This window comes from [Actinomadura] parvosata subsp. kistnae (assembly GCF_900323885.1).
Taxonomy (GTDB): domain Bacteria; phylum Actinomycetota; class Actinomycetes; order Streptosporangiales; family Streptosporangiaceae; genus Nonomuraea; species Nonomuraea composti.
This window is the reverse complement of the sequence record NZ_OOHJ01000013.1, coordinates 162,594-183,420: the sequence shown is the minus strand read 5'-3', so window position 1 is coordinate 183,420 and position 20,827 is coordinate 162,594. Positions and strand designations below refer to the sequence as shown.

Below are 20,827 nucleotides of genomic sequence, written 5' to 3'. Positions count from 1 at the left end.
CCCGCGTCCGGGAGCTCAGGTCGCGGCGGCGGCGATCGCGGCGGGCAGGGCCAGCAGCAGCTCGTGCGGCTCCCCGCCCTCCCACTGCCGGATCAGCTTGGTGCCCGCCTCCCCCGGATCGAACCCCTCGCATCCCAGCGGCCCGAAGCACCCGGCCTGGTCCAGCATGAGGATGAGCGGATCGTCCTCGGGCAGGCTGCCGGCGTAGGCGGCCGCGTCGAGCAGGGCCAGGGCGCACCTGGCGTTGCGACCGTCGTCCCTGGTCTCCACACGATCGAGACGGCGCCGGGCCTGGGCGCGGAGGTACACGGCGAGCGATTCTGACCTACTCACGACAACCTTCTTGGATCACGTACGTACGGCTACGACATCATCACTCAAGGTGAGCTGTTTTCGTGGGAGGTTTGCCAACTCCGGCCTGTCGCCACCCCGCCCGCGCGCGTTCTGGGGCATGAGAGATTATTTGTGGCATGAGCGCGTTCGACGACTTGTATGCCGCCAACGAGAAGTTCGCCGCGAGCTTCGGCAGCTCCGGCCTCACCGGCCGTGCGGCACGCGGCCTTGCCGTTGTGACCTGCATGGACTCCCGGATCGACCCGCTGGGCCTGCTCGGGCTGAAGCCCGGCGACGCCAAGATCCTGCGCAACGCCGGGGCCCGCGTCACCGACGACGTGCTGCGCACGCTGGTGCTGGCCGTCGTCCTGCTCGGGGTGGAGCGGGTGCTGGTCATGCCGCACACCGACTGCGGGATGGCCAAGGTGACGGACGCGGACGTGCACCGGCTGGCCGGCGAGCGCGGCATCGACACCCGCAGCATCGACTTCCACACGGTGCCGGACCAGAACGAGGCGCTCAAGCACGACCTGACCCGGATCAGGACGTTCCCGTTCCTGCCGAAGGAGATGCCGGTGGGCGGGGCGATCTACGACGTGCACACGGGCCGGCTGACCCCCTCCGACCACTGACCGACGCGATGCCCCGGCCCCTCGCTGGGTGCCGGGGCATCGGCATGCTCGCGTACGGACACCTTGTGAAGCCCTCAGAGCCCCCAGCGCGTACGAGAAGGCTCAGCAAGCCCCAGAGGGCCTGAAGAAGCGCACGAGCCTCCACGGGGCACCACAGCCCCGCAGAGGCCCCAGAACATCACAGGAGGCAGCCGGGAGAGCCGGTCAGGCGTCGATGTGGTCGCGATCGACCTCGGCCGCGCTGCTGACGATGAACTCCCGCCGGGGCGCGACCTCGCTGCCCATCAGCAGGTTGAAGATGCCCTCGGCCGCCTCGGCGTCCTCGATGCGCACGCGGCGCAGGATGCGGTGGCGCGGGTCCATCGTGGTCTCCGCGAGTTGGTCGGCGTCCATCTCGCCCAGACCCTTGTAACGCTGCACCGGGTCCTTCCACCGCTTGCCGCGCCGCTCCAGGTCGCGCAGCACCTTCTGCAGCTCGGCGTCGGAGTAGCAATAGATGTACTTCTCCTTGCCGCGCCCCGGATTCGTCAGCTCGATGCGGTGCAGCGGCGGCACGGCGGCGAACACGCGCCCGGCCTCCACCATCGGCCGCATGTAGCGGTGGAAGAGGGTCAGCAGCAGGCAGCGGATGTGCGCGCCGTCGACGTCGGCGTCGGCCATGAGGATGACCTTGCCGTAACGGGCGGAGTCGATGTCGAACGAGCGCCCGGAGCCGGCGCCGACGACCTGGATGATCGCGGCGCACTCGGCGTTCTTGAGCATGTCGCTCACGGACGCCTTCTGGACGTTGAGGATCTTGCCCCGGATCGGCAGCAGCGCCTGGAACTCGGAGTCGCGGGCCAGCTTCGCCGTGCCGAGCGCGGAGTCGCCCTCGACGATGAACAGCTCGCTGCGGTCGAGGTCGTCGCTGCGGCAGTCGACCAGCTTGGCGGGCAGCGCGGAGTTTTCCAGCGCGGTCTTGCGGCGCTGGTTGTCGCGGTGCTCGCGGGCCGCGATGCGGGCCTTCGCGGCGGCCACGATCTTCTCCAGCACCGCCCGCAGCGGCTGCTTGTAGCCGCGCGGCGGGTTGGTGAACAGCTCCTTGAGCTCGCGCGAGACCACGTGGGAGACGATGCGGGTGGCCGCGGAGGTGCCGAGCACCTCCTTGGTCTGGCCCTCGAACTGCGGCTCGGGCACCCGGACGGTCACGACGCCGGTCAGGCCCTCGGAGATGTCGTCCTTCGTGACGGGGTCGTCGCCGTTCTTCAGCAGGCGGGTCTCGCGCAGCAGCTCGTTGATCGTGCGGACGAGGCCGCGCTCGAAGCCCGTCAGGTGGGTGCCGCCCTTGGGCGTGGCGATCACGTTGACGAACGAGCGGACCGTGGACTCGTAGCCCTTGCCCCAGCGGATCGCGACGTCGACGGTGAGCTCGCGCTGCACCTCGGTGGGCGTCATGTGGCCCTGGTCGTCGAGGACGGGCACGGTCTCGTGGAAGTGGCCCACCCCTTGCAGGCGCAGCACGTCGCAGACGGCCTCGTCGCGGGCCAGGAACTCGGCGAACTCGGAGATGCCGCCCTCGAAGCGGAACTCCTCCTCGATGCGCTCCTCGTGCCTGCTGTCGTAGACGGCGAGGGTCAGGCCGGGGACCAGGAACGCGGTCTGCCGCAGCCGCACGTGGATCTCGTCGAGCGAGACCTCGGCGTCGGGCAGGAAGATCTGCTTGTCGGCCCAGAAACGCACGCGGGTGCCGGAGACGCCCTTGGGGATCTCGGCGCCGAGGCGCAGGCCGGACTTCTTCTTGAACTTGGCCGTCGGGCCCTCGCCGTCGAAGACGCCGGTGACGCCGCGGCGGAAGCTGATCTCGTGCACCCGCCCGTCGTGGTCGACCTGGACGTCGAGGCGCGAGGACAGCGCGTTGACCACGGAGGCGCCGACGCCGTGCAGGCCGCCGGAGGCGCCGTAGGAGCCGCCGCCGAACTTCCCGCCCGCGTGCAGCTTGGTGTAGACGAGCTCCACACCGGTCAGGCCGGTCTTCGGATGGATGTCGACCGGGATGCCCCGGCCGTTGTCGCGCACCTCTATGGAGCCGTCGGGGTAGAGCTCGACCTCGATCCGGTCGCAGAAACCCGCCAGGGCCTCGTCGACGCCGTTGTCCACGATCTCCCAGAGGCAGTGCATGAGCCCGCGGCTGTCGGTGGACCCGATGTACATGCCCGGGCGTTTCCGCACGGCCTCCAGGCCCTCAAGCACCGAGAGGTGACGAGCCGTGTAACCCGCCTCCACAAGCGTCACTCCAGCTCCCCTGGTCTAGGCATCGAACACGTGTGCGTAGCCTACCGTTCTTCCCCTACGCGCGCGTACAAGCTTGCCATGGCGTCACGTTTGCCGTTACCAACCGGCTGATCGTCATTACTTTGGGACACATTCCGCTCTGGGCGTAGAGAGGGGGCGGTTGGGAACGTCCAGGTCCGGTTAGATGTTGTTCCAAGTGACTGACGCCAGATCCTCGCTTCGGCGGGGGTGACCCGAAAGGCGATACGTGACTGGAGCTCTCGCCCCCGTTAAGCCGCTGACGGCCCTCGACCGCTGCGACCGCTGCGGTGCCCAGGCCTACATTCGCGCGACCCTGCCTGTGGGTGGGGAGCTGCTCTTCTGCGCCCACCATGGGCGTCAGCACATTGCAGCGTTGCGCGAAAAGGGTGCCGACATCCTGGACGAGTCGGCTCGACTCAGCGAAACCCCAACCATTGCCCCCAACGACGAGCGCTGACCCAGCGCTGGTCGTGATGAGATAACCACATATTGCATGATCAGAACGGCGACCCCGGGCCACCCCGGGGTCGCCGTTCTGCGTGAGCGGTCCTGTTCGGATCGGTTTCCCGACCGGGCGTGTCGCGGGTCACCGCACCCGGTAGTGGTACCGGCCCGCGATCTCGAACCCCTCGCTCCGGTACAACGCCTGCGCCCCGGCGTTCCCCGCCGTCACCACCAGGTACGCCGGCCCGCCCCCGGCACGCGCCACGAGCCCCCGCAGCACCGCCCGCCCCAGACCCCGCCGGCGGGCGGAGGGAAGGGTGGCCATGCAGTAGATCCCGAGCGTGTCCCCCTGCGGGACACCCCGCCCCACGGCCAGGGGCACCCCGTCCTCCTCGTACGCCGCGTACCAGGCGGGCACCCCGGCGCAGATGCGCGCGGCCTCCTCCAGCCCGCTGCCGTACCGGCCGTCCACCGCCCACCAGGTCTCCAGCCACTCCGGCCACGGCCGCTCCTCGATCCGCACCCCGGGCACGGGCTCGCCCTTGGGCGTGCCGGCCATCACGAGGGTGGGGTCGACCAGCGCGTAGCCGCGCCGTTCCAGCTCCTCGTCCAGCCCGGCGGGCGCGCCGGGGCCCATGGAGAAGACGCACGGCAGCCCGCGCTCCGCGTAGAACGCCTCGGCGGCGGCGATCGCGCCCGGTAGGTCGGCGGGCAGCCCGACGGGGAGGACGGAGTTGGCGCGTTTCGTCACCCCGCCGGCGCAACGGAAGATCCACCCGTCGTGGGGCTGCTGCTCGTACGCGGGCCAGGCTTCATGGACAAGGCGGTCGGCATCCATCCGCGCAGACTAGCCGCACCCGGAACGGGACGGGTCCGGCGGGCAGGGCGCTGGCCTGGGCCAATAGGGTAGGGGGCTGTGTTGATTCTGTTGCCGCCGTCCGAGGGGAAGGCCGCGGAAGGCAGCGGGCCGCCGGTGGGCGAGCTGTCGTTCCCGGCCCTGGCCAGGCACCGCACGCGGGTGCTGAACGCGCTCGTGCGCGCCTCCAAGCGCCGCGACGCGCTCGACGTGCTCGGGCTGACGCCGGGCCTGGCGGGCGAGCTGGCCAAGAACGCGGCACTGAAGACGGCCCCGACGCTGCCCGCCGCCGCCCTCTACACCGGCGTGCTCTACGACAATCTCGGCCTCGACTCGCTGGACGAGGAGTCACGCGAGCGGGCCGAGGAGTCGTTGCTGATCTTCTCAGGGCTCTGGGGTGTGGTGAAGATCACAGACTGGATCCCGCCGTACCGGCTGTCGATGGGCGTGAATCTGCCGCCGCTCGGCGGGCTGGCGGCGTTCTGGCGGCCGAAGGTGACCAAGGAGCTGGACCGGATCGGGGGGCTGGTGGTGGATCTGCGCTCGGCCACGTACGCGGGGGCCTGGCAGCCGGGCGAGCGCTCGGTGACGGTGCGGGTCTTCCGCGACGGCAAGGTGGTCAGCCACATGGCCAAGGCCACCCGCGGGGAGATCGCCCGCGCCCTCGTCCGCCAGGAGTCGGCCCCCGAGAGCCCGGACGAGCTGGCCAAGACCCTCGCCGGCCTGGGCCACAGCGTCGACCTGGCCGAGCCCGCCCGGTCCGGCCGCCCCTGGACCCTCGACGTGCACCTGTAGCGGCGCCGAAAACGCCGACGCCCCGCCGGAAAGGCTTCCGGCGGGGCGTCGGGACAGGCTCGATCAGTCGAGGTAGTCGCGCAGCACCTGGGAGCGCGACGGGTGACGCAGCTTGGACATGGTCTTCGACTCGATCTGGCGGATGCGCTCACGGGTGACCCCGTAAACCTTGCCGATCTCGTCGAGCGTCTTCGGCTGGCCGTCGGTGAGGCCGAACCGCATCGACACGACGCCCGCCTCGCGCTCCGACAACGTGTCGAGAACGGAGTGCAGCTGCTCCTGCAGCAGCGTGAAGCTGACGGCGTCGGCCGGCACGATGGCCTCGGAGTCCTCGATGAGGTCACCGAACTCGCTGTCGCCCTCCTCACCCAGCGGGGTGTGCAGGGAGATGGGCTCGCGGCCGTACTTCTGGACCTCGACGACCTTCTCGGGCGTCATGTCCAGCTCGCGGGCCAGCTCTTCCGGCGTGGGCTCGCGGCCGAGGTCCTGCAGCATCTGCCGCTGGACGCGGGCCAGCTTGTTGATCACTTCGACCATGTGGACCGGGATGCGGATGGTCCGCGCCTGGTCGGCCATGGCACGCGTGATCGCCTGCCGGATCCACCACGTGGCGTAGGTGGAGAACTTGTAACCCTTGGTGTAGTCGAACTTCTCCACGGCCCTGATCAGGCCCAGGTTGCCTTCCTGGATCAGGTCGAGGAACAGCATGCCGCGGCCGGTGTAGCGCTTGGCCAGCGAGACCACGAGCCGGAGGTTGGCCTCCAGCAGGTGGTTCTTGGCGCGGCGGCCGTCTTCGGCGATCCACTCCAGCTCGGCCTTGACGTCGACCGGCAGGTTGTCGGCCTCGCCGCTGCCCAGCTGCTCCTCGGCGAACAGGCCCGCCTCGATGCGCTTGGCCAGCTCGACCTCCTGCTCGGCGTTGAGCAGGGGGACCTTGCCGATCTGCTTGAGGTAGTCCTTCACCGGGTCGGCGGTGGCGCCGGCGGCGGCCACCTGGGCCACCGGAGCGTCATCGTCGTCGTCGGAGAGGATGAGGACCTCGTCCTCGTTCTTCTGGGCGGCGACGTCTGCGGCCTTGGGCTCGTCGTCGGAGTCGGAGTCGTCGTCGGAGTCACCCTCGGACTCGGCGTCGTCCTCGGCGACGATCTCGTCGTCGACGTCGATGTCCTCGAGGTCCTCCAGCTCCACGTCGCCGTCGAGCTCGATGTCCTCGTCGTCGTCCGTCTCGCCCCGCGGGGCCTCGGGCGCCTTGGGCTTGGTCTCGGCAGGCCCAGCGTTCTTCTGCTCGGCCTTCTTGGCGGCGGCGGGTGCCGCGGCCTTCTTCGCCGCCGGAGCGGCCTTCTTGGCAGGGGCCGCCTTCTTGGCGGCCGGCTCGGCTTCAGCGGTGCCCACGACCGCGGTCACGGTCTCGGGCTGCTGCTCTTTGGCGGCCGCCGCCGTCTTGGTCTTGACGGGGGCGGCGGTGCGGCGCTTTGCTGGACCACGAGACTTCTTCGGCGCAGCCGAATCCGCGGCGGTCACCACCACGGTCACGCCCTCTTTGCTGAGGTTCCGCAAGAACGCGGCGGCGTGCGACATGGGGATGTCCGCCTCCTCGAAGGCCTGACGGACATCCTCAGACTCGAGGAAACCCTGCGAGCGCCCACGCTCGAGCAGTCGCTGAATGACGGGCTCGTTCAGCTCTTGTGGCTTCGAGCGAGTCGAACTTGCAGGCGACACGAACACCTCTCGAACGAACGCGTGGCGACAATGGACCCAGATGCCCGCTGGGGGGCTGTTGCCTCTCTCGGAGATCGGTGAGGCCGTGCGGACCGCGACGGACCTGCACAGCATTGTGGCACGACCCCGCACTCCATACGGCCACCTCCCGGCGGTTGACCTCCACCCTAGGCCGACCGAGACAGTAGTGCGTACGTAAGCGGGGCACTGATACCCGAAAGCAACCGTTATGACTGTTTCATTCAGTCACTCTTCGTGGCTGGTGGGACGTGAATTGCGAGCGCGGTAACGTCATCATCCTGTTCATATCCAGACAACATCCGGTCAACCAGGAAGTCCAGCAGCATGTGTGGACTACTCACCACCTCAGGCGGCGCTTCGGTCACAACACTGCAAAGCTCTGCGAGACCGGCGTCCAGCCCGCGTTTCCTGTTCTCGACGAGGCCGTCGGAGTAGAGCACGGCGGTATGGCCGGGCGGCACCACGAACCGGAACTGCCTGCGGCTGGTCGGCCAGCCTAGCGGAGTGCCCGGCTCGGCGTCGCACAGGATCGCCGTGCCCTGCGGCGAGACGAGGACGGGTGGCGGGTGACCGGCCAGCGCCAGCGTGCCCTCGCCGGTGACGGGCTCGACCACCATGTACGCCAGCGTCGTGACCTGCTCTTCCTCCTCCGTGGCCTCGAAGACCCGGTCGAGGCCGGTGAGCACGGCGGCGGGCGGCGGGTTGGTCAGCGCCAGGGCGCGCATGGCGTTGCGGATGCGGCCCATCCCCGCGGCCGCCTTGACGCCCTTGCCCATGACGTCGCCGACGACGGCCGCCACGCGACCGTCCTGGAGCACGAACGCGTCGTACCAGTCGCCGCCGACCTGGACGTGGCGGCTGCCCGAGCGGAAGCGCTGCGCCAGCACCAGGCCCTTGACCACCGGCAGGCGGTCGGGCAGGAGGCTGCGCTGCAGCGTCTCGGCGGTGCGGTGCTCGCGCTCGAACAGCGTGGCCCGCTCCACCGCCAGCGCGCACTGGCCGGCCAGCGCCTCCAGGAAGACGCCGTCCTCCTGGGAGATCTTCTGCGGCCTGGTGAAGGAGAATCGGAGCGCTCCCAAGGCCCGCCCCGCGGCGAGCAGCGGCAGGCCCACCCAGGCCCGCTCGTCGCCGTGCGCGAGGAAGCCCGCCAGCACCTCCTCGTCGCCGCCCGCCTCCAGCAGCTGCGCCTTCAGCGACTCGGGCGACTCGGCGAAGACCGGCCGGCGGCTGTTGACCGCCATGGTCATCACGTTGGAGTGGGACAGCGGGATCTCGTCGCCCGTCGCCCCGGAAGCCTCCAGGATGCCCTCGCCGTTGATCAGCTTGAGCGCGGCGCGGTCGGTGTCGAGCAGCGCGACCGCCGAGCGGTCGGCGGCCAGGGCGGTGCGGCCGACGTCGATGATGACCTGCACCACCTGCTCGACCGTGAGGGCCTCCGCGAGCATGGCGGTGGCGCCCTGGAGCCGGGCGGTGCGCAGGGCGGCGGCGCCGAGCTGGTCGGTCAGCCGGCCGCGCATCTCCTCGGCCTCGCGCTGCGGCGTGACGTCGGTGTTGGCGCCGACCCACTCGACCACCCGGCCGTGCCGGATGATCGGCACGGCGCGCACCTCGAAGTGGCGGTAACCGCTGGCGCGGGTGCGCACGCGGTAGTTCCACTCGAACATGGTGCGGCCGCGCAGCGCCTCGCGCCACGCCTCCTCGGTCTGCTGGCGCTCCTCGGGGTGCACGACCTCCAGCCAGCCGTTGGCGAGGTACTCCTCCAGGCCCTGGCCGGTGATGGCGCGCCACTGCGGGGCGTCCTCGACCACCGCGCCGGTGGGCGAGGTGATCCAGACGAGCTGGGACTGCGCCTCGACCAGCGAGCGGTAGCGCTCCTCGCTGCGCCGCAGCGCCTCCTCGGTCTGGCGGCTCTCGGTGACGTCGAGGCCGACCAGCGCGATCGCGCGCAGCTCGCCGGCGTCGTCGTGGACCGGCGAGAACGACAGCGACCAGTGCCGGGTGTCGCCCTCCGCGGAGCGCACCCGCACGCGGCCCTCGGTCACCGGGGCGTCGGTCTCGATGACGGCCTGCACGGCGTGCGTGATGATCTGGCTGAGGTCGGCGGCCAGCACCTCGACGGGCTGGCGGCCCACCATGCGCTCCGCGGGCACGTTGACGACGTCGCTGAACACGTCGTTGACCCGCTGGATGCGGCTGTCGGCGTCGAAGAACGCGAAGGCGAACTCCGCCTCCGACAACATGCCCTTGAAGAGGGCGGAGTCTGAGATGTCCACATCCGACTCCCGGGGACGGGGAACGGAGGTCTCGGCGCTCATGGTCCGCACCTCCGTCGCGTGCCAGGGTCTCCCACGCGGCACATCTCCATAACTGTGTATCGGCGTAGCGCAGCTCCGGGCGACCGGATCCTGCAGTACATCATCGACGATGGGCAGGTACGGACGGAAGCCCCCGCCGCGGCCCGGTCGCCTCTCGGGTCTACGCATCCTGTCAAAGTCGCTCCACGTTGCGCAGCAAGATCAGGTTACAGCGTCGGATTGCCGGGGCCGGATCGCCGTCTCGGATCCCGTCAGGCTACTGGCCCGGCTGAGCCTTCGCCGCCTGCTTGGCCTCCTGCTTGGCGGCCCGCACGCGGCTCAGGCTGTCGGCGTCGACCACGTCGGCGACCGACCGGTGCGACCCCTCCTCGCCGTAGAGCCCGGCCGCCTCACGCCAGCCTGACGGCCGGACCCCCAGCTGCTTGCCCAGCAATGCCAAAAAAATCTGGGCCTTCTGCTTGCCGTATCCCGGCAGGGCCATGAGTCGTTTCAGCAACTCTTTGCCGTCGGTGGCGTCGGCCCAGATCTTCTCCGGCTGCCCGTCGTAGTGCTCGACGAGGTAGGCCGCGAGCTGCTGGACCCTGGCCGCCATCGACTTGGGATAGCGGTGCACGGCCGGCTTCTCCGCCAGCAGGGCGACGAACGCCTCGGGGTCGTAGGAGGCGATCTCCTCCGCCGTGAGGTCGTGCCCGAGCCGCTGGGAGATCGTGTAGGGCCCCGTGAACGCCCATTCCATGGGGATCTGCTGGTCGAGCAGCATGCCGACGAGCAGGGCGAGCGGGCTGCGGCCGAGGAGCTCGTCTGCCTCGCTCCGCTGGGCGAGCTGGATGCGCATGGAGACAGCTTCGCACGAAAGCTCGCCGGGTGAAGTGAACACAGACGCCGTGGAGCCTTGACACCCGCCCGAGAAAAGGTGAAATGAGAGCGCAAGTCGCCCTGCAGACATTCCTGGGGGTTTGCCCCTGGGCCTCCAGAGGAATCTCACTCCTATGCTCGCTCTGGCCACACGGTTCCTGCGGGAGCCGGTCAGTCTCAGGCTGGCCGAAGAGTTCCTGACCGTACCCGTGGACACGATCGACCGCTGCGTGGCCGACGTGTGCGCGTGCGCACAGCATCTGGGCATCTCCGCCACGCCCGAGATCGTGGAACGGATCGCGCGCGAGCACCTGCTCGCGATCGTGAACTCGGCCCCTCCTCCCCGGAGCCTCCGCTAGGGCGGCGACCGGGAGCCTGGAGACGGGGCGCCCGCGCCGGCGTGCCCGGTGAAAGCGCCTTCCCCGATAACATCGGGGTCACCGGGCCGTGTTCTCCGCAGCGTTTACGCCTGGAATACGAGAGAGTGAGGGTGTGCGCCGACACCGACGAGATCCCCGGGAGAGCACCCCGCCAGACGACGTGTTCAAGGAGATGGTCCAGGCGGCTCGCGAGCTGCTGGCCGTACGCACTCCTCTCGACGCGGAGCTGATGGTCTCCGACATGATCGGAGCCTGGTGGGGCAGGCGTGTCAGGGGCGGTGACGTCGAGCAGGTGCTCGGTGAGGGGCTGGTCGACTACGCGGCCAAGGCTGGCACGCCGGCCTCGCTGACGCTGCTGATCTGCCTGGCCTACCTCGGCACGGCCCGCCAGGGCGCCAAGGCCGAGGGCGCCGCGCTGGCCATGATGGAGTCGGGCGTGGCCAGGCCCGGCTGGGCCGACCGGGTCGGCGCGGTCAAGCCGGCCGGCTGCTACGTCTCGCGCGACGCCTACGGCGACCAGGACACCGTGATCTGCACCTTCGCCTACCGCTGGAACGACGGCGAGCAGCCGATCGACCGCCACGCGCTGGTCATGGTGGTCGACTACAACATGAGCGGCATGGCCCGCGACGCCTGGGTCTCCTCGCACGTCGACAAGCTGCTGGAGCAGGCCAGGGCCGAGGCGGCGGGCAACCCGCTGCTGCTGTTCGAGGAGATCCAGCCCGAGCAGGCCAGGGCGCTGCTGGAGTCGGCGATGAAGGCCACGAGGGAGCCGAAGACGCCGCCGCCCGTCAGCGAGAGCTACAGCGCCTACCACGCCTTCGCCCGCGCCCGGCTCAAGGCGCTGCCGCCGGGGCGCAAGCGGCCGGCGCCGCTGCACATCGAGGCCCCCTACAGCAGGGAGCGGCGGGCCATGCTGGCGGCCGAGTTCCTGGCCTCCGACGCGGCCGAGCATCTGTCCGACCCGTCGGCGGCCTCGCGCTGCGCCGACCACATCATCGACTACGGCTGCGAGCAGGACTTCAACCGGCCGCTGCGGGTGAGCCCGACCAAGTGCGAGACGTTCCTGCTCGACTGGCTGCCGCGCAAGGTGATGCTGAGCGTCGCCGAGCAGGAGGCGATGCCGCACGTGCTGTCGGCGTGGGTGCGCTTCGCCGCGCACCGCACGGGGCTGCCCGAGCAGGGGCTGAAGGCCACGCTCGACGCGGTGTGGGAGGCGACCGGGAAGTTCCCCGAGGCCTATCGCGACCCGACGTCGTTCGGGCTCGACCGGCCGCTGCTGGAGCGGCTGCTGCCCGACGGCGACCTGTCGGCGCTGGCCAGGCGGGCCTTCGCGTTCCCCTACTTGCAGGGCACGCACAACGGCATCGAGCTCGACCAGCTCGACCCGGCCGACCAGGCCGACCGGCGCACGTTACTCGAGATCGACCACGGCGGCGCGATCGACCAGGAGCACCTGGCCTGGCACGAGGAGATCGCGACCCGCCTGTGGGACGGCGACCCGCCGCAGCTCTGGGAGGCGGCGCAGCGCCTGCTCGACCTCGGGCACGACCGCCACGACGTCCTGCACGTACTGATCGAGATCGCCGAGCGGATCGGCGGCGACCCGGAGGAGCTGGCGGCCGCCCTCGACGACATCGCGGACATTCCCGACGAGTTCTAGCTCACGGCGGCGGCTTGCGACGTTGTGCGTCGCGCCGGGGCCGCCCCACCCGCCATGATGGACGCATGGTGATCGACCTCAACGCGGACCTGGGCGAGGGTTTCGGCATCTGGCGGCTGGGCGACGACCTCGCCCTGCTCGACATCGTGACGAGCGCCAACGTGGCGTGCGGCTTCCACGCGGGCGACCCGGTGACGATCCGGCGCACGTGCGCGGCGGCCGTCGACCGGGGCGTGGCGATCGGCGCCCAGGTGTCCTACCGTGACCTGGCCCACTTCGGGCGCAGGGAGATGGACGTCGAGCCGGAGGAGCTGTGCGCCGAGGTGCTCTACCAGCTCGCCGCCGTCGACGGCATCGCCAGGGCGATGGGCGGGCGGGTCTCCTACGTCAAGCCGCACGGCGCCCTCTACAACCGGATCTGCCGCGACGAGGCCCAGGCGACGGCGGTCATCGAGGCGGTGGCCGACTACGACCCGTCGCTGCCGGTGCTCACGCTGCCCGGCTCCGTCGTGCACAAGGTGGCGGCGGCCGAGGGCGTGCCGACCGTGAGCGAGGCCTTCGCCGACCGCGCCTACACCCCGCAGGGCACCCTGGTGCCGCGCCGGGAGCCCGGCGCCGTGATCCACGACCCCGACGCGGTGCCCGCCCGTGCCCGCCAGATGGCCGTGGAAGGCTCTGTGACGGCCGCTGACGGGAGTTCGGTGCCCATATCGGCGCGTTCCATCTGCGTCCACGGTGACACGCCTGACGCCGTCAGGCTCGCGCAGGGGGTGCGTGACGAGCTGCTGGCGGCCGGAGTGGTCCTGCAGGCGTTCACGTGATCCGCACGGCCGGGGAGCACGGGCTGCTCGTGGAGACGGGGTCGCTGGAGCTGTCGCACCGGGTCGACGCGGCGCTGCGGGCGGCGCCGCCCGAGGGGGTCGTGGAGGTCGTGCCGGGGCCCGAGACGGTGCTCGTCGTGGCTCCCGGCGCCGACCAGCGGCGGTTGCGGGCGCGGCTGGAGGAGGTCGCCCGCGCCGAGCGGGACCAGGCCGTCGCGGGGGCCGCCGACGGGCATCCGCTCGTGACGATTCCCGTGGTCTATGACGGGGCCGATCTCGATTCCGTGGCGGCGCTGGCCGGGATCTCCGTCAGCGAGGTGGTCGCCCGGCACACCGGGCGGGAGCTGGTGGTGGGGTGGCTCGGGTTCGCGCCCGGGTTCGCCTACCTGACCGGGCTGGATCCGGTGCTGCACCTGCCCAGGCTGGACACGCCGCGCACGTCGGTGCCCGCCGGGTCCGTGGCCGTGGCGGGGCCTTACTCGGCGGTGTACCCGTCGGCGTCGCCGGGCGGCTGGCGGCTGATCGGGCGCACGCCGGTGCGGGTGTGGGACGTGGCGAGCGATCCGCCGTCGTTGTTCCGGCCCGGCACGCGCGTGCGGTTCGAGGCGGCATGATCGAGGTACAGCACCCCGGCCCCTACGCGACGGTCCAGGACCTCGGGCGGCCCGGGTACGCCCACCTCGGCGTGCCCCGCTCCGGCGCGGCCGACGCGCCGAGCCTGCGGCTGGCCAACCGGCTCGTCGGCAACGCCGAGACGCTGGCCGGGATCGAGCTGACGTTCGGCGGGGCGCGGCTGCGCTTCCTCGACGGCGCGTGGGCGGCGCTGACCGGGGCGCCGCCGGCCCAGGTGTCGATCGCGACGGCGACCGGGCTGCCGACGGAGGCGGCGGCCGGCAGGCGTGCCGCCGGCATGGGGGTGCCGTTCTGGGTGCCGGCGGGCGGCGAGCTGCGGCTGGGGGCGCCCCTGTGGGGGTTGCGCACGTATCTGGCGGTGCGCGGCGGGATCGCGGTCGAGCCCGTGCTCGGCAGCCGCTCCACCGACTCGCTGTCCGGGCTGGGGCCCGAGCCGCTACGGGCCGGCACGCTGCTACCGGTCGGGCCGCCCGAGGGCGAGATCTCCGTGGACCTCGCGCCGCTGCCCGGGCCGCGGCCGGCCGTGGTGGGTGTGGTGCCGGGGCCGCGGGACGACTGGTTCGTGCCGGAGGCGCTGGCGGAGCTGTGCGCGCGGCCGTACACGGTGACACAGGACAGCAACCGCGTCGGCGTGCGCCTGCGCGGGGCGCGGCTGGAGCGGGCCAAGGAGGGCGAGCTGCCCAGCGAGGGCATGGTGACCGGGGCGGTGCAGGTGCCGCCGAGCGGGCAGCCGATCGTGTTCCTCGCCGACCACCCGCCCACCGGCGGCTATCCGGTGATCGGCGTCGTCCGCGAGGCGGATCTGCCGGTGCTCGCCCAGCTCAGGCCGGGCGACGAGGTCCGCTTCACCACCCGGGGGGCTACAGCTCCACCTGCCCGGTGATGCTGGTGATCACGTCGCCGCCGACCCAGACGTCCTCCTCCGGGCCCGTGGTGATGCGGATGCGGCCCGCGCGGCCGATCGCCGTGCCCTGCGCGGCCACGTACGGGGCCTTGACGCGGCCCGTGCGCAGCAGCCACTGGGCCAGGGAGCCGTTCAGGCTGCCCGTGACCGGGTCCTCCACGGTGGCGCCCTGCGAGGGGAAGAACGCCCGCACCTCGTACGCGCACGGCGCCCCCTCCGGGTAGAGCCCCACCACGCCGACGTCGTGCGGCACCGTGCCGGGGCGCAGCGCGAGCACCGCCTCGGCGTCGGCGAGCAGCAGCCCGACCCAGCCGGGGCCGTTGTCGGCCCATTCGGCGGCGACGACGTCGTCCCGGGTGATGCCGAGGGAGGCGATGATCCGGTCGAGGAGCTCGTCGTCGACGGGGCCGGAGCGGAGCAGGGGCGGCGCCTGGAAGGACAGCCCGCCGCCGGTGGCGGACAGGCGGACCAGCCCGACCCCGCACTCCTGCACCAGCTCGTCCTTCTCGCGCGGCTCGCCCCCGGCCTCCAGCCAGGCGTGGCAGGAGCCGAGCGTCGGGTGCCCGGCGAACGGCAGCTCGGCGTCCGGGGTGAAGATCCGGACCCGGTAGTCGGCCTGCGGCGTGGTCGGCGGCAGCAGGAAGGTGGTCTCCGACAGGTTCGTCCACCGGGCGAACCGCTGCATCTCCTCGGTGCTCAGCCCCTCGCCGTCGAGCACGACCGCGAGCGGGTTCCCGGTGTACGGGCCTGAGGCGAACACGTCGACTTGCGTGAATCTGCGCAACATACTCCGGAGTCTCCCAGACGGGTCTTTCCTCGTTAACATGCCGCCCGCAGACTGGACGGTGTGGCGGACTTTGATGTGGTGGTCCTCGGCTCGGGGCCCGGTGGGCAGAAGGCCGCGATAGCGGCGGCGAAACTCGGCAGGCGCGTCGCGGTGGTCGAGAAACGGCACATGATCGGCGGCGTCTGCATCAACACGGGCACGATCCCGTCCAAGACCCTGCGCGAGGCGGTCCTCTACCTGACGGGGCTCAACCAGCGGGAGCTGTACGGCGCCAGCTACCGCGTCAAGGACGAGATCACGGTCGCCGACCTGGGGATGCGCACCCAGCACGTGATCGGCCGCGAGATCCAGGTGATCCGCAGCCAGCTCGCCCGCAACCACGTGACGGTGTTGCAGGGCACCGGCCGTTTCCTCGACGAGCACACGATCGGCATCACGGGCGAGGAGGAGAAGAAGGTCACCGCCGACAAGATCGTGATCGCCACGGGCACCTCGCCCGCGCGCCCGTCCAGCGTCGAGTTCGACGACCGGACGGTGATCGACTCCGACGCGATCCTGCACCTCGACAAGGTGCCGGAGACGCTGGTCGTGGTGGGGGCCGGGGTGATCGGCATCGAGTACGCCTCCATGTTCGCCGCGCTCGGCACCAAGGTGACGGTGGTGGAGCGGCGCGAGCGCATGCTGGAGTTCTGCGACCTGGAGATCATCGAGGCGCTCAAGTACCACCTGCGCGACCTGGCGGTGACGTTCCGGTTCGGGGAGACGGTGGCGGCCGTGGAGCGGCGCCCGCGCGGCGCGCTGACCCTGCTGGAGAGCGGCAAGAAGATCCCGGCCGACTGCGTCATGTACTCGGCGGGCCGCCAGGGCAAGACGGCCGAGCTGAACCTGGAGGCCGCCGGCCTGGCCGCCGACGACCGGGGCCGGATCAAGGTGGATGAGAACTACGCCACGGAGGTGCCGCACATCTACGCCGTGGGCGACGTGATCGGCTTCCCCGCGCTGGCGGCCACGTCGATGGAGCAGGGGCGGCTGGCCGCGCAGCACGCCTGCGGCGAGCCGGCGGGAGACCTGCACGAGCTGCCGCCGATCGGGATCTACACCATCCCCGAGATCAGCTTCGTCGGGAAGTCGGAGGACGAGCTGACCCGGGAGAAGGTGCCGTTCGAGGTGGGCATCTCGCGCTACCGGGAGCTGGCCAGGGGGCAGATCATCGGCGACTCGTACGGGATGCTGAAGCTGCTGGTGTCGTCGGAGGACCGGCGGCTGCTGGGCGTGCACGTGTTCGGCACGCAGGCGACGGAGCTGGTGCACATCGGACAGACGGTCATGGGGTGCGGCGGCACGATCGACTACCTGGTCAACGCGGTGTTCAACTATCCGACGCTGGCGGAGTCGTACAAGGTGGCGGCGCTGGACGCGATGAACAAGATGCGGACGGTGGCCCGGCTCACCGCGGAGATGTGAGCCGGGCCTCTCCTCACGAGAGGTTCCACTTCTGGTTGGCGGCGCCCGTGCAGGTCCACAGCTGCAAGGGGGTGCCGTCGGCGCTGGTGTTGCCGGTGACGTCGGCGCACTTGTCCGCCGCCGGGTTCACCAGGTCGCGGCCTGGGGTGTGGGTCCACTGCTGGTTGGCGCCGCCCGTACAGGACCAGAGCTGGAGCCGGCTGCCGTCGGCGGTGGCGCGGTCGCGGACGTCGAGGCACTTGCCGAGGGCGCGCAGCGTGCCGTCGCCGGGGCGGGTCCACTGCTGGGCGGCGGTGCCGTTGCAGGTGTGGAGCTGGACGGCGGTGCCGTCGGCGCTGCTGCCGCCGGCGACGTCCACGCACTTGCCGGCCAGCCCGGTGATCGGGCCGCCGCCTGAGGACGGGGTGCCGGACCAGGTGAAGGTGGCGGTGGTGCGGGCGGGCAGGGTGTAGACGAAGGACTGGCCGCCCCAGTTCACCCTGAGGGAGCGGGCGGAGGTGCCGCCGTTGTGGGCGATCAGCGCCTTCGAGCCGTCGGGGTTGCGGTAGGCGACGTTCTGGATCGTCGCGTCGGCCGTGGAGTCGATGCGGCGGGCGCCCGGCTTGACGAACTTGGTCAGGTGCCCGGTCGTGTAGTACTCGATCGTGTAGTCCACCTGGCCGGCGCGGGAGCCGCCCTCCTGGACGGTGATCAGGCCGGTGCAGGTGCCGCAGCCGCCGTTGTGCGGGCCCATGTTCTGGTTGAGCGCGAGGCTCCACTTGACCAGGCTGCTGCTCCAGTTGCGGGCATAGGTGACGATGTCGGCCATGTCCTCGTTGTGCTGGTTGGTGATCCAGGTGCCGCCGGAGTGCTCGGTGCTGAACTGCTTGACCGACGGGTACTGGTCGTGCACCTGGCTGCCGACCGCCGGGTCACCGTAGTAGCCGTGCCAGGCGATGCCGCCGAACAGCGGGTCGTTCCGCAGCGCCGCGTCGGCCAGGATGGGGCCGCCGATTTGGCCGTAGTCGCCGTAGTTCCAGTCGTGGACGAGCACCTTCGTGCCGATGCCGGCGGCGCGGAAGGCCGGGTAGACGAAGTTCTTGGTCAGCTCGACGAGGCCGGAGGCGTTCCACGACATGCCGGGGTAGTTCATGGCGGTCGGGTTGCCCGCCTGGCAGCAGTTGGGCTCGTTCTGGACGGACAGGTAGTCGATGGGCACGCCGGCGGCCTGGTAGCTCTGGACGTACTTGACGAGGTACTGGGCGTAGGTGCCGTAGTGCTCCCACTTCAGCCAGCCCATCTGGTCCATGCGGCCGTTGTCCTTCATCCAGCCGGGCGCGCTCCACGGCACGGCCTTGACCCGCAGGGCCGGGTTGAGCTGCTTGGCCTGGACGGTCAGGAGGCGGACGTTCGTGTCGTAGCCGTTGGCGCCGAAGTCGCTCAGGTCGCAGCAGGTGTCGTCGAGCGAGACCATGCCGGGCCGCGACAGGTCGGAGGCGCCGATCGGGTTGCGGACGAACGACAGGCCGATCCCGTCCGTGGGGTGGAACAGCTTGCGCATGACCGCGTCACGCGTGGCCGCGCTGACGGGGCCGCCGCGCAGCAGGTACGCGGTCGTGTCGGTGATCGACGCGCCGCCGCCCTCGAACTGCTGGTAGGTGACGCCCTCGTTGACGGTCACGGTACGGTCGGCGCTGCCGCCCGCGGGGCCGAAGGCGATGGGGGCCTGCTGGGCCAGGCCGCGGGTGACGGTGCGCCCGCCCGCGTCGGAGGTGGTGGTGAGCCAGACGTTCACGCTCTCGCCGGCGGCCAGCGCCGGCAGGGGCGCGGCGGCCACCAGCGCGAGGGCGCAGGCGAGCGCCAGGAGGATTCTGGGCACGGCGGAGTCCTCTCAGGGCCGGGGGGTGATGCCCTTGAAACAAATGAAACAGTGCCGAAACACCGCTTGCTCCGAGCAGCGAAACATGGGCTGACTGCCTCGTCAACCGATGTAACAAATGAAACAGTCAGCGCGGCGCCGGGCCCGTGGAGCCGCGCACGACCAGCTCCGTGCCGAGGGAGACGTGCAGCGCCTCCAGGGTGTGCCTGCTGAGCAGCCGCATCAGCAGCGTGACCGCCATCCGGCCCATCTCCTGCAACGGCTGGCGCACGGTGGTGAGGGCGGGCGAGGCCGCCCTGCTGATGTCGATGTCGTCGAAGCCCGCCACCGACAGGTCGCGGGGCACGCTCAGGCCGCGCTCGGCCGCCGCGCGCAGCGCCCCCACCGCCATCTTGTCGTTGAACGCCACCAGCGCCGTCGGCCGCTCCGGCAGGTCCAGCAGCTCGCGGGCGGCCAGGTAGCCGTGCTCGATGTTCGGCTCGGGGACGTGCCGCAGCAGCTCGGGGGCCGGCAGCACGCCCGCGTCGGCCAGCGAGGCGGTGTAGCCGGCCAGCCGCGCCTCGCTGGGCAGCCACTTCACCGGGCCGCCGATGATCCCGACCCGCCGGTGGCCCAGCTCCACCACGTGCGCCATCAGCTTGCGCCCGCTCGCGAAGTGCGCGGCCGACACCGCCACGATGTCCTTCGGCGGCGGGGTGCGCGGGTCGATCACCACGAACGGGAAGCCGCGGTCGCGCAGGCGTACCAGCTCCTCGCCCGGCTCCGGAGGCAGCACGAGGATCGCGCCCGCGACCCCCGGCCGGTCGGGCAGGCCCGGCAGCACCGCCGTGCGCTGCGCCGACTCCCCCGCCCCGAGGATCATCTGCCGGCCGTGCAGCTCGATCGTCTCCCCCACCGAGGAGACGATCAGGCCGAAGTAGTCGGTCAGCACGTACGGGCAGCGCACGTACACCGCACCCGCGGGCGCGTCGGGCGTGGCGCGCGGCCTGGGCGCCTGGGCGCCGAGCCGGCCGACCGCCTGCAGCACCAGCTCGCGGGTGTGGGGGGCGACGTTGGGCTGGCCGTTGAGCACGCGGGAGACGGTGGCGATGGAAAGGCCCGTCTCGGCCGCGACGTCACGCACCGTCGCCCGCACCCTGCCCGCCATCGCCGCTCCTCGCCCGCACCCTGCCCGCCATCGCCGCTCCTCGCTCGGCCCGTGCCGCCAGGATATTCAGCCGGCGTTCAGTCGGTGGTGGTGCGGCGGCTGCGGGGAGCCGGCTTCTTGCGGCCCGCGACCAGCGTGTCACCCGGCACGGGCGCGGCCGAGGTCTCCTCGGTGCGCTTGGGCTTGGCGGGCTCGGGATCCCTCTGCTGGGGGCGTTCCGGCTCGCCCGCCCGCGTCTCGCCGCCCGCCTGATCACGAGTGGACGCCTGCGTCTCTGCGCCCGCCTGATCACGAGCGGACGCCGGCGTCTCGGCGCCCGCCCGGCCGCGAGCGGACGCCTGCGTGCGGACCCGGGGCTGCGGCACCGTGTCGTCCGTGACAGCGGGCTCCGGAGGCGGGGCGGGCCGGTCGTCCGGGTCCCGGAGGGCGGCGATGACGCGGTCGGCCTCGGTGTCGGCGGCGAACTCGTCGGCCGCCTCCGACTCCCTGCGCCGGATCACCACCATGTGGTCCACCGAGATGCGTCCCGCGCCGACCACGGCGAGCAGGAGGGAGGCGGAGCCGAGCAGGATGAGCTCGTTCATGGTGATGGGGTTGAGCGGCGGGGCCACGAGGAAGACCGCCAGCGCCTCGGCGAAGAGAATGAGCCCGGTGGTGGAGACCGCGAGGCCGGCGATGAGCAGCGCGCCGCCGATGAGCTCGGCGAGCATGGTCACCGTGGCCCACGCGCCGGGCGCGGGCGCGCCCTGCTCCAGGAACTTGGCCCCGGTGATCTTGAGGCCGTCCTCCAGCTTGGCCCAGCCGTTGGCGAAGAAGATACCGCCCACCGCGAGGCGGGCGACTAAAGCGGCAAGATCACGGAGGACCTGTTTCACGGTAGTTGTCTGCCCTAATCGGGACATGGCACA

At 71.3% G+C, this 20,827-nt stretch carries 19 protein-coding genes; 9 read left to right on the top strand and 10 right to left on the bottom strand.

Annotated elements, in window-relative coordinates; all coding sequences use genetic code 11:
• Positions 1-15: 15 nt before the first annotated feature.
• Positions 16-333 carry a hypothetical protein gene (locus KIS93_RS14160; RefSeq protein WP_080046309.1) on the bottom strand — a complete coding sequence of 106 codons (318 nt, stop codon included), beginning with the start codon at positions 331-333 and terminating at the stop codon, positions 16-18.
• A 137-nt stretch (positions 334-470) separates the two neighbouring features.
• Between KIS93_RS14160 and KIS93_RS14155 the strand changes: the two genes are divergently transcribed.
• Entirely contained in the window at positions 471-965 is a 495-nt protein-coding gene (locus KIS93_RS14155; RefSeq protein ID WP_080046308.1) for a beta-class carbonic anhydrase, read from the top strand.
• Between the two features lie 204 nt (positions 966-1,169).
• Here KIS93_RS14155 and KIS93_RS14150 read toward each other — a convergent pair whose 3' ends face one another.
• Positions 1,170-3,236, bottom strand: coding sequence for a DNA gyrase/topoisomerase IV subunit B (locus tag KIS93_RS14150; RefSeq protein WP_080046307.1), 2,067 nt, complete (start codon positions 3,234-3,236; stop codon positions 1,170-1,172).
• 247 nt (positions 3,237-3,483) lie between these two features.
• Between KIS93_RS14150 and KIS93_RS65130 the strand changes: the two genes are divergently transcribed.
• A complete protein-coding gene (locus KIS93_RS65130) occupies positions 3,484-3,714 on the top strand; it encodes a DUF7455 domain-containing protein (RefSeq protein ID WP_080046306.1) in 231 nt (76 codons plus the stop codon).
• 129 nt (positions 3,715-3,843) lie between these two features.
• Here the strand turns inward: KIS93_RS65130 and KIS93_RS14145 are convergent, their stop codons facing one another.
• Positions 3,844-4,539: a GNAT family N-acetyltransferase gene (locus KIS93_RS14145; RefSeq protein ID WP_080046305.1), complete on the bottom strand. Its 696-nt coding sequence runs from the start codon at positions 4,537-4,539 to the stop codon at positions 3,844-3,846.
• A gap of 78 nt (positions 4,540-4,617) precedes the next feature.
• Between KIS93_RS14145 and KIS93_RS14140 the strand changes: the two genes are divergently transcribed.
• Complete coding sequence (locus KIS93_RS14140) at positions 4,618-5,352, top strand: YaaA family protein (RefSeq protein WP_080046304.1); 735 nt, start codon at positions 4,618-4,620, stop codon at positions 5,350-5,352.
• A gap of 63 nt (positions 5,353-5,415) precedes the next feature.
• Here KIS93_RS14140 and KIS93_RS14135 read toward each other — a convergent pair whose 3' ends face one another.
• The 3 genes from KIS93_RS14135 to KIS93_RS14125 all read right to left on the bottom strand — a co-directional run bounded on the left by KIS93_RS14135 (position 5,416) and on the right by KIS93_RS14125 (position 10,242).
• Positions 5,416-7,071, bottom strand: a complete 1,656-nt coding sequence (locus KIS93_RS14135; protein WP_080047639.1) for an RNA polymerase sigma factor — start codon at positions 7,069-7,071, stop codon at positions 5,416-5,418.
• Positions 7,072-7,313: 242 nt separating this feature from the next.
• The gene (locus KIS93_RS14130; RefSeq protein ID WP_168016779.1) at positions 7,314-9,407 is read right to left on the bottom strand and encodes a SpoIIE family protein phosphatase; all 2,094 of its coding nucleotides are present in this window, start codon (positions 9,405-9,407) and stop codon (positions 7,314-7,316) included.
• Between the two features lie 256 nt (positions 9,408-9,663).
• Positions 9,664-10,242, bottom strand: coding sequence for an HhH-GPD-type base excision DNA repair protein (locus tag KIS93_RS14125; RefSeq protein WP_080046302.1), 579 nt, complete (start codon positions 10,240-10,242; stop codon positions 9,664-9,666).
• Positions 10,243-10,396: 154 nt separating this feature from the next.
• On the opposite strand from KIS93_RS14125, the gene KIS93_RS14120 reads away from it, so the two are divergent.
• The 5 genes from KIS93_RS14120 to KIS93_RS14100 all read left to right on the top strand — a co-directional run bounded on the left by KIS93_RS14120 (position 10,397) and on the right by KIS93_RS14100 (position 14,642).
• Entirely contained in the window at positions 10,397-10,621 is a 225-nt protein-coding gene (locus tag KIS93_RS14120) for a hypothetical protein (RefSeq protein WP_080046301.1), read from the top strand.
• Between the two features lie 193 nt (positions 10,622-10,814).
• Complete coding sequence (locus tag KIS93_RS14115; RefSeq protein ID WP_230465902.1) at positions 10,815-12,305, top strand: hypothetical protein; 1,491 nt, start codon at positions 10,815-10,817, stop codon at positions 12,303-12,305.
• 65 nt (positions 12,306-12,370) lie between these two features.
• Positions 12,371-13,126 (top strand): LamB/YcsF family protein, encoded by a 756-nt coding sequence (locus KIS93_RS14110; RefSeq protein WP_080046299.1) that lies wholly within the window; start codon positions 12,371-12,373, stop codon positions 13,124-13,126.
• Positions 13,123-13,740 carry a 5-oxoprolinase subunit B family protein gene (locus KIS93_RS14105; RefSeq protein ID WP_080046298.1) on the top strand — a complete coding sequence of 206 codons (618 nt, stop codon included), beginning with the start codon at positions 13,123-13,125 and terminating at the stop codon, positions 13,738-13,740. The genes KIS93_RS14110 and KIS93_RS14105 overlap by 4 nt, the downstream gene beginning before the upstream one ends.
• Positions 13,737-14,642 (top strand): 5-oxoprolinase subunit C family protein, encoded by a 906-nt coding sequence (locus KIS93_RS14100; protein WP_080046297.1) that lies wholly within the window; start codon positions 13,737-13,739, stop codon positions 14,640-14,642. The genes KIS93_RS14105 and KIS93_RS14100 overlap by 4 nt, the downstream gene beginning before the upstream one ends.
• Here the strand turns inward: KIS93_RS14100 and KIS93_RS14095 are convergent.
• The gene (locus KIS93_RS14095; protein ID WP_080046296.1) at positions 14,620-15,450 is read right to left on the bottom strand and encodes a PhzF family phenazine biosynthesis protein; all 831 of its coding nucleotides are present in this window, start codon (positions 15,448-15,450) and stop codon (positions 14,620-14,622) included. The two genes, KIS93_RS14100 and KIS93_RS14095, sit on opposite strands and share 23 nt — an antisense overlap.
• Positions 15,451-15,510: 60 nt before the next feature.
• Between KIS93_RS14095 and sthA the strand changes: the two genes are divergently transcribed.
• Complete coding sequence (gene sthA / locus KIS93_RS14090) at positions 15,511-16,914, top strand: Si-specific NAD(P)(+) transhydrogenase (protein WP_080046295.1); 1,404 nt, start codon at positions 15,511-15,513, stop codon at positions 16,912-16,914.
• Between the two features lie 13 nt (positions 16,915-16,927).
• Here the strand turns inward: sthA and KIS93_RS14085 are convergent, their stop codons facing one another.
• The 3 genes from KIS93_RS14085 to KIS93_RS14075 all read right to left on the bottom strand — a co-directional run bounded on the left by KIS93_RS14085 (position 16,928) and on the right by KIS93_RS14075 (position 20,821).
• The gene (locus tag KIS93_RS14085) at positions 16,928-18,772 is read right to left on the bottom strand and encodes a ricin-type beta-trefoil lectin domain protein (protein ID WP_080046294.1); all 1,845 of its coding nucleotides are present in this window, start codon (positions 18,770-18,772) and stop codon (positions 16,928-16,930) included.
• A gap of 127 nt (positions 18,773-18,899) precedes the next feature.
• On the bottom strand, positions 18,900-19,919 hold the full coding sequence (locus KIS93_RS14080; protein ID WP_080046293.1) for a LacI family DNA-binding transcriptional regulator: 1,020 nt from the start codon (positions 19,917-19,919) through the stop codon (positions 18,900-18,902).
• 77 nt (positions 19,920-19,996) lie between these two features.
• Positions 19,997-20,821, bottom strand: a complete 825-nt coding sequence (locus tag KIS93_RS14075; RefSeq protein WP_080046292.1) for a DoxX family protein — start codon at positions 20,819-20,821, stop codon at positions 19,997-19,999.
• Between the last annotated feature and the right edge of the window lie 6 nt (positions 20,822-20,827).

What these genes read in the sequence shown, in the direction of transcription:
- KIS93_RS14130 (WP_168016779.1), bottom strand. Translation starts at nt 9,407, where the DNA reads ATGAGCGCCGAGACCTCCGTTCCCCGTCCCCGGGAGTCGGATGTGGAC.
- KIS93_RS14110 (WP_080046299.1), top strand. Translation starts at nt 12,371, where the DNA reads ATGGTGATCGACCTCAACGCGGACCTGGGCGAGGGTTTCGGCATCTGG.
- KIS93_RS14100 (WP_080046297.1), top strand. Translation starts at nt 13,737, where the DNA reads ATGATCGAGGTACAGCACCCCGGCCCCTACGCGACGGTCCAGGACCTC.
- KIS93_RS14115 (WP_230465902.1), top strand. Translation starts at nt 10,815, where the DNA reads ATGGTCCAGGCGGCTCGCGAGCTGCTGGCCGTACGCACTCCTCTCGAC.
- KIS93_RS14155 (WP_080046308.1), top strand. Translation starts at nt 471, where the DNA reads ATGAGCGCGTTCGACGACTTGTATGCCGCCAACGAGAAGTTCGCCGCG.
- KIS93_RS14080 (WP_080046293.1), bottom strand. Translation starts at nt 19,919, where the DNA reads ATGGCGGGCAGGGTGCGGGCGACGGTGCGTGACGTCGCGGCCGAGACG.
- KIS93_RS14145 (WP_080046305.1), bottom strand. Translation starts at nt 4,539, where the DNA reads ATGGATGCCGACCGCCTTGTCCATGAAGCCTGGCCCGCGTACGAGCAG.
- KIS93_RS14120 (WP_080046301.1), top strand. Translation starts at nt 10,397, where the DNA reads ATGCTCGCTCTGGCCACACGGTTCCTGCGGGAGCCGGTCAGTCTCAGG.
- KIS93_RS14095 (WP_080046296.1), bottom strand. Translation starts at nt 15,450, where the DNA reads ATGTTGCGCAGATTCACGCAAGTCGACGTGTTCGCCTCAGGCCCGTAC.
- KIS93_RS14125 (WP_080046302.1), bottom strand. Translation starts at nt 10,242, where the DNA reads ATGCGCATCCAGCTCGCCCAGCGGAGCGAGGCAGACGAGCTCCTCGGC.
- KIS93_RS14075 (WP_080046292.1), bottom strand. Translation starts at nt 20,821, where the DNA reads ATGTCCCGATTAGGGCAGACAACTACCGTGAAACAGGTCCTCCGTGAT.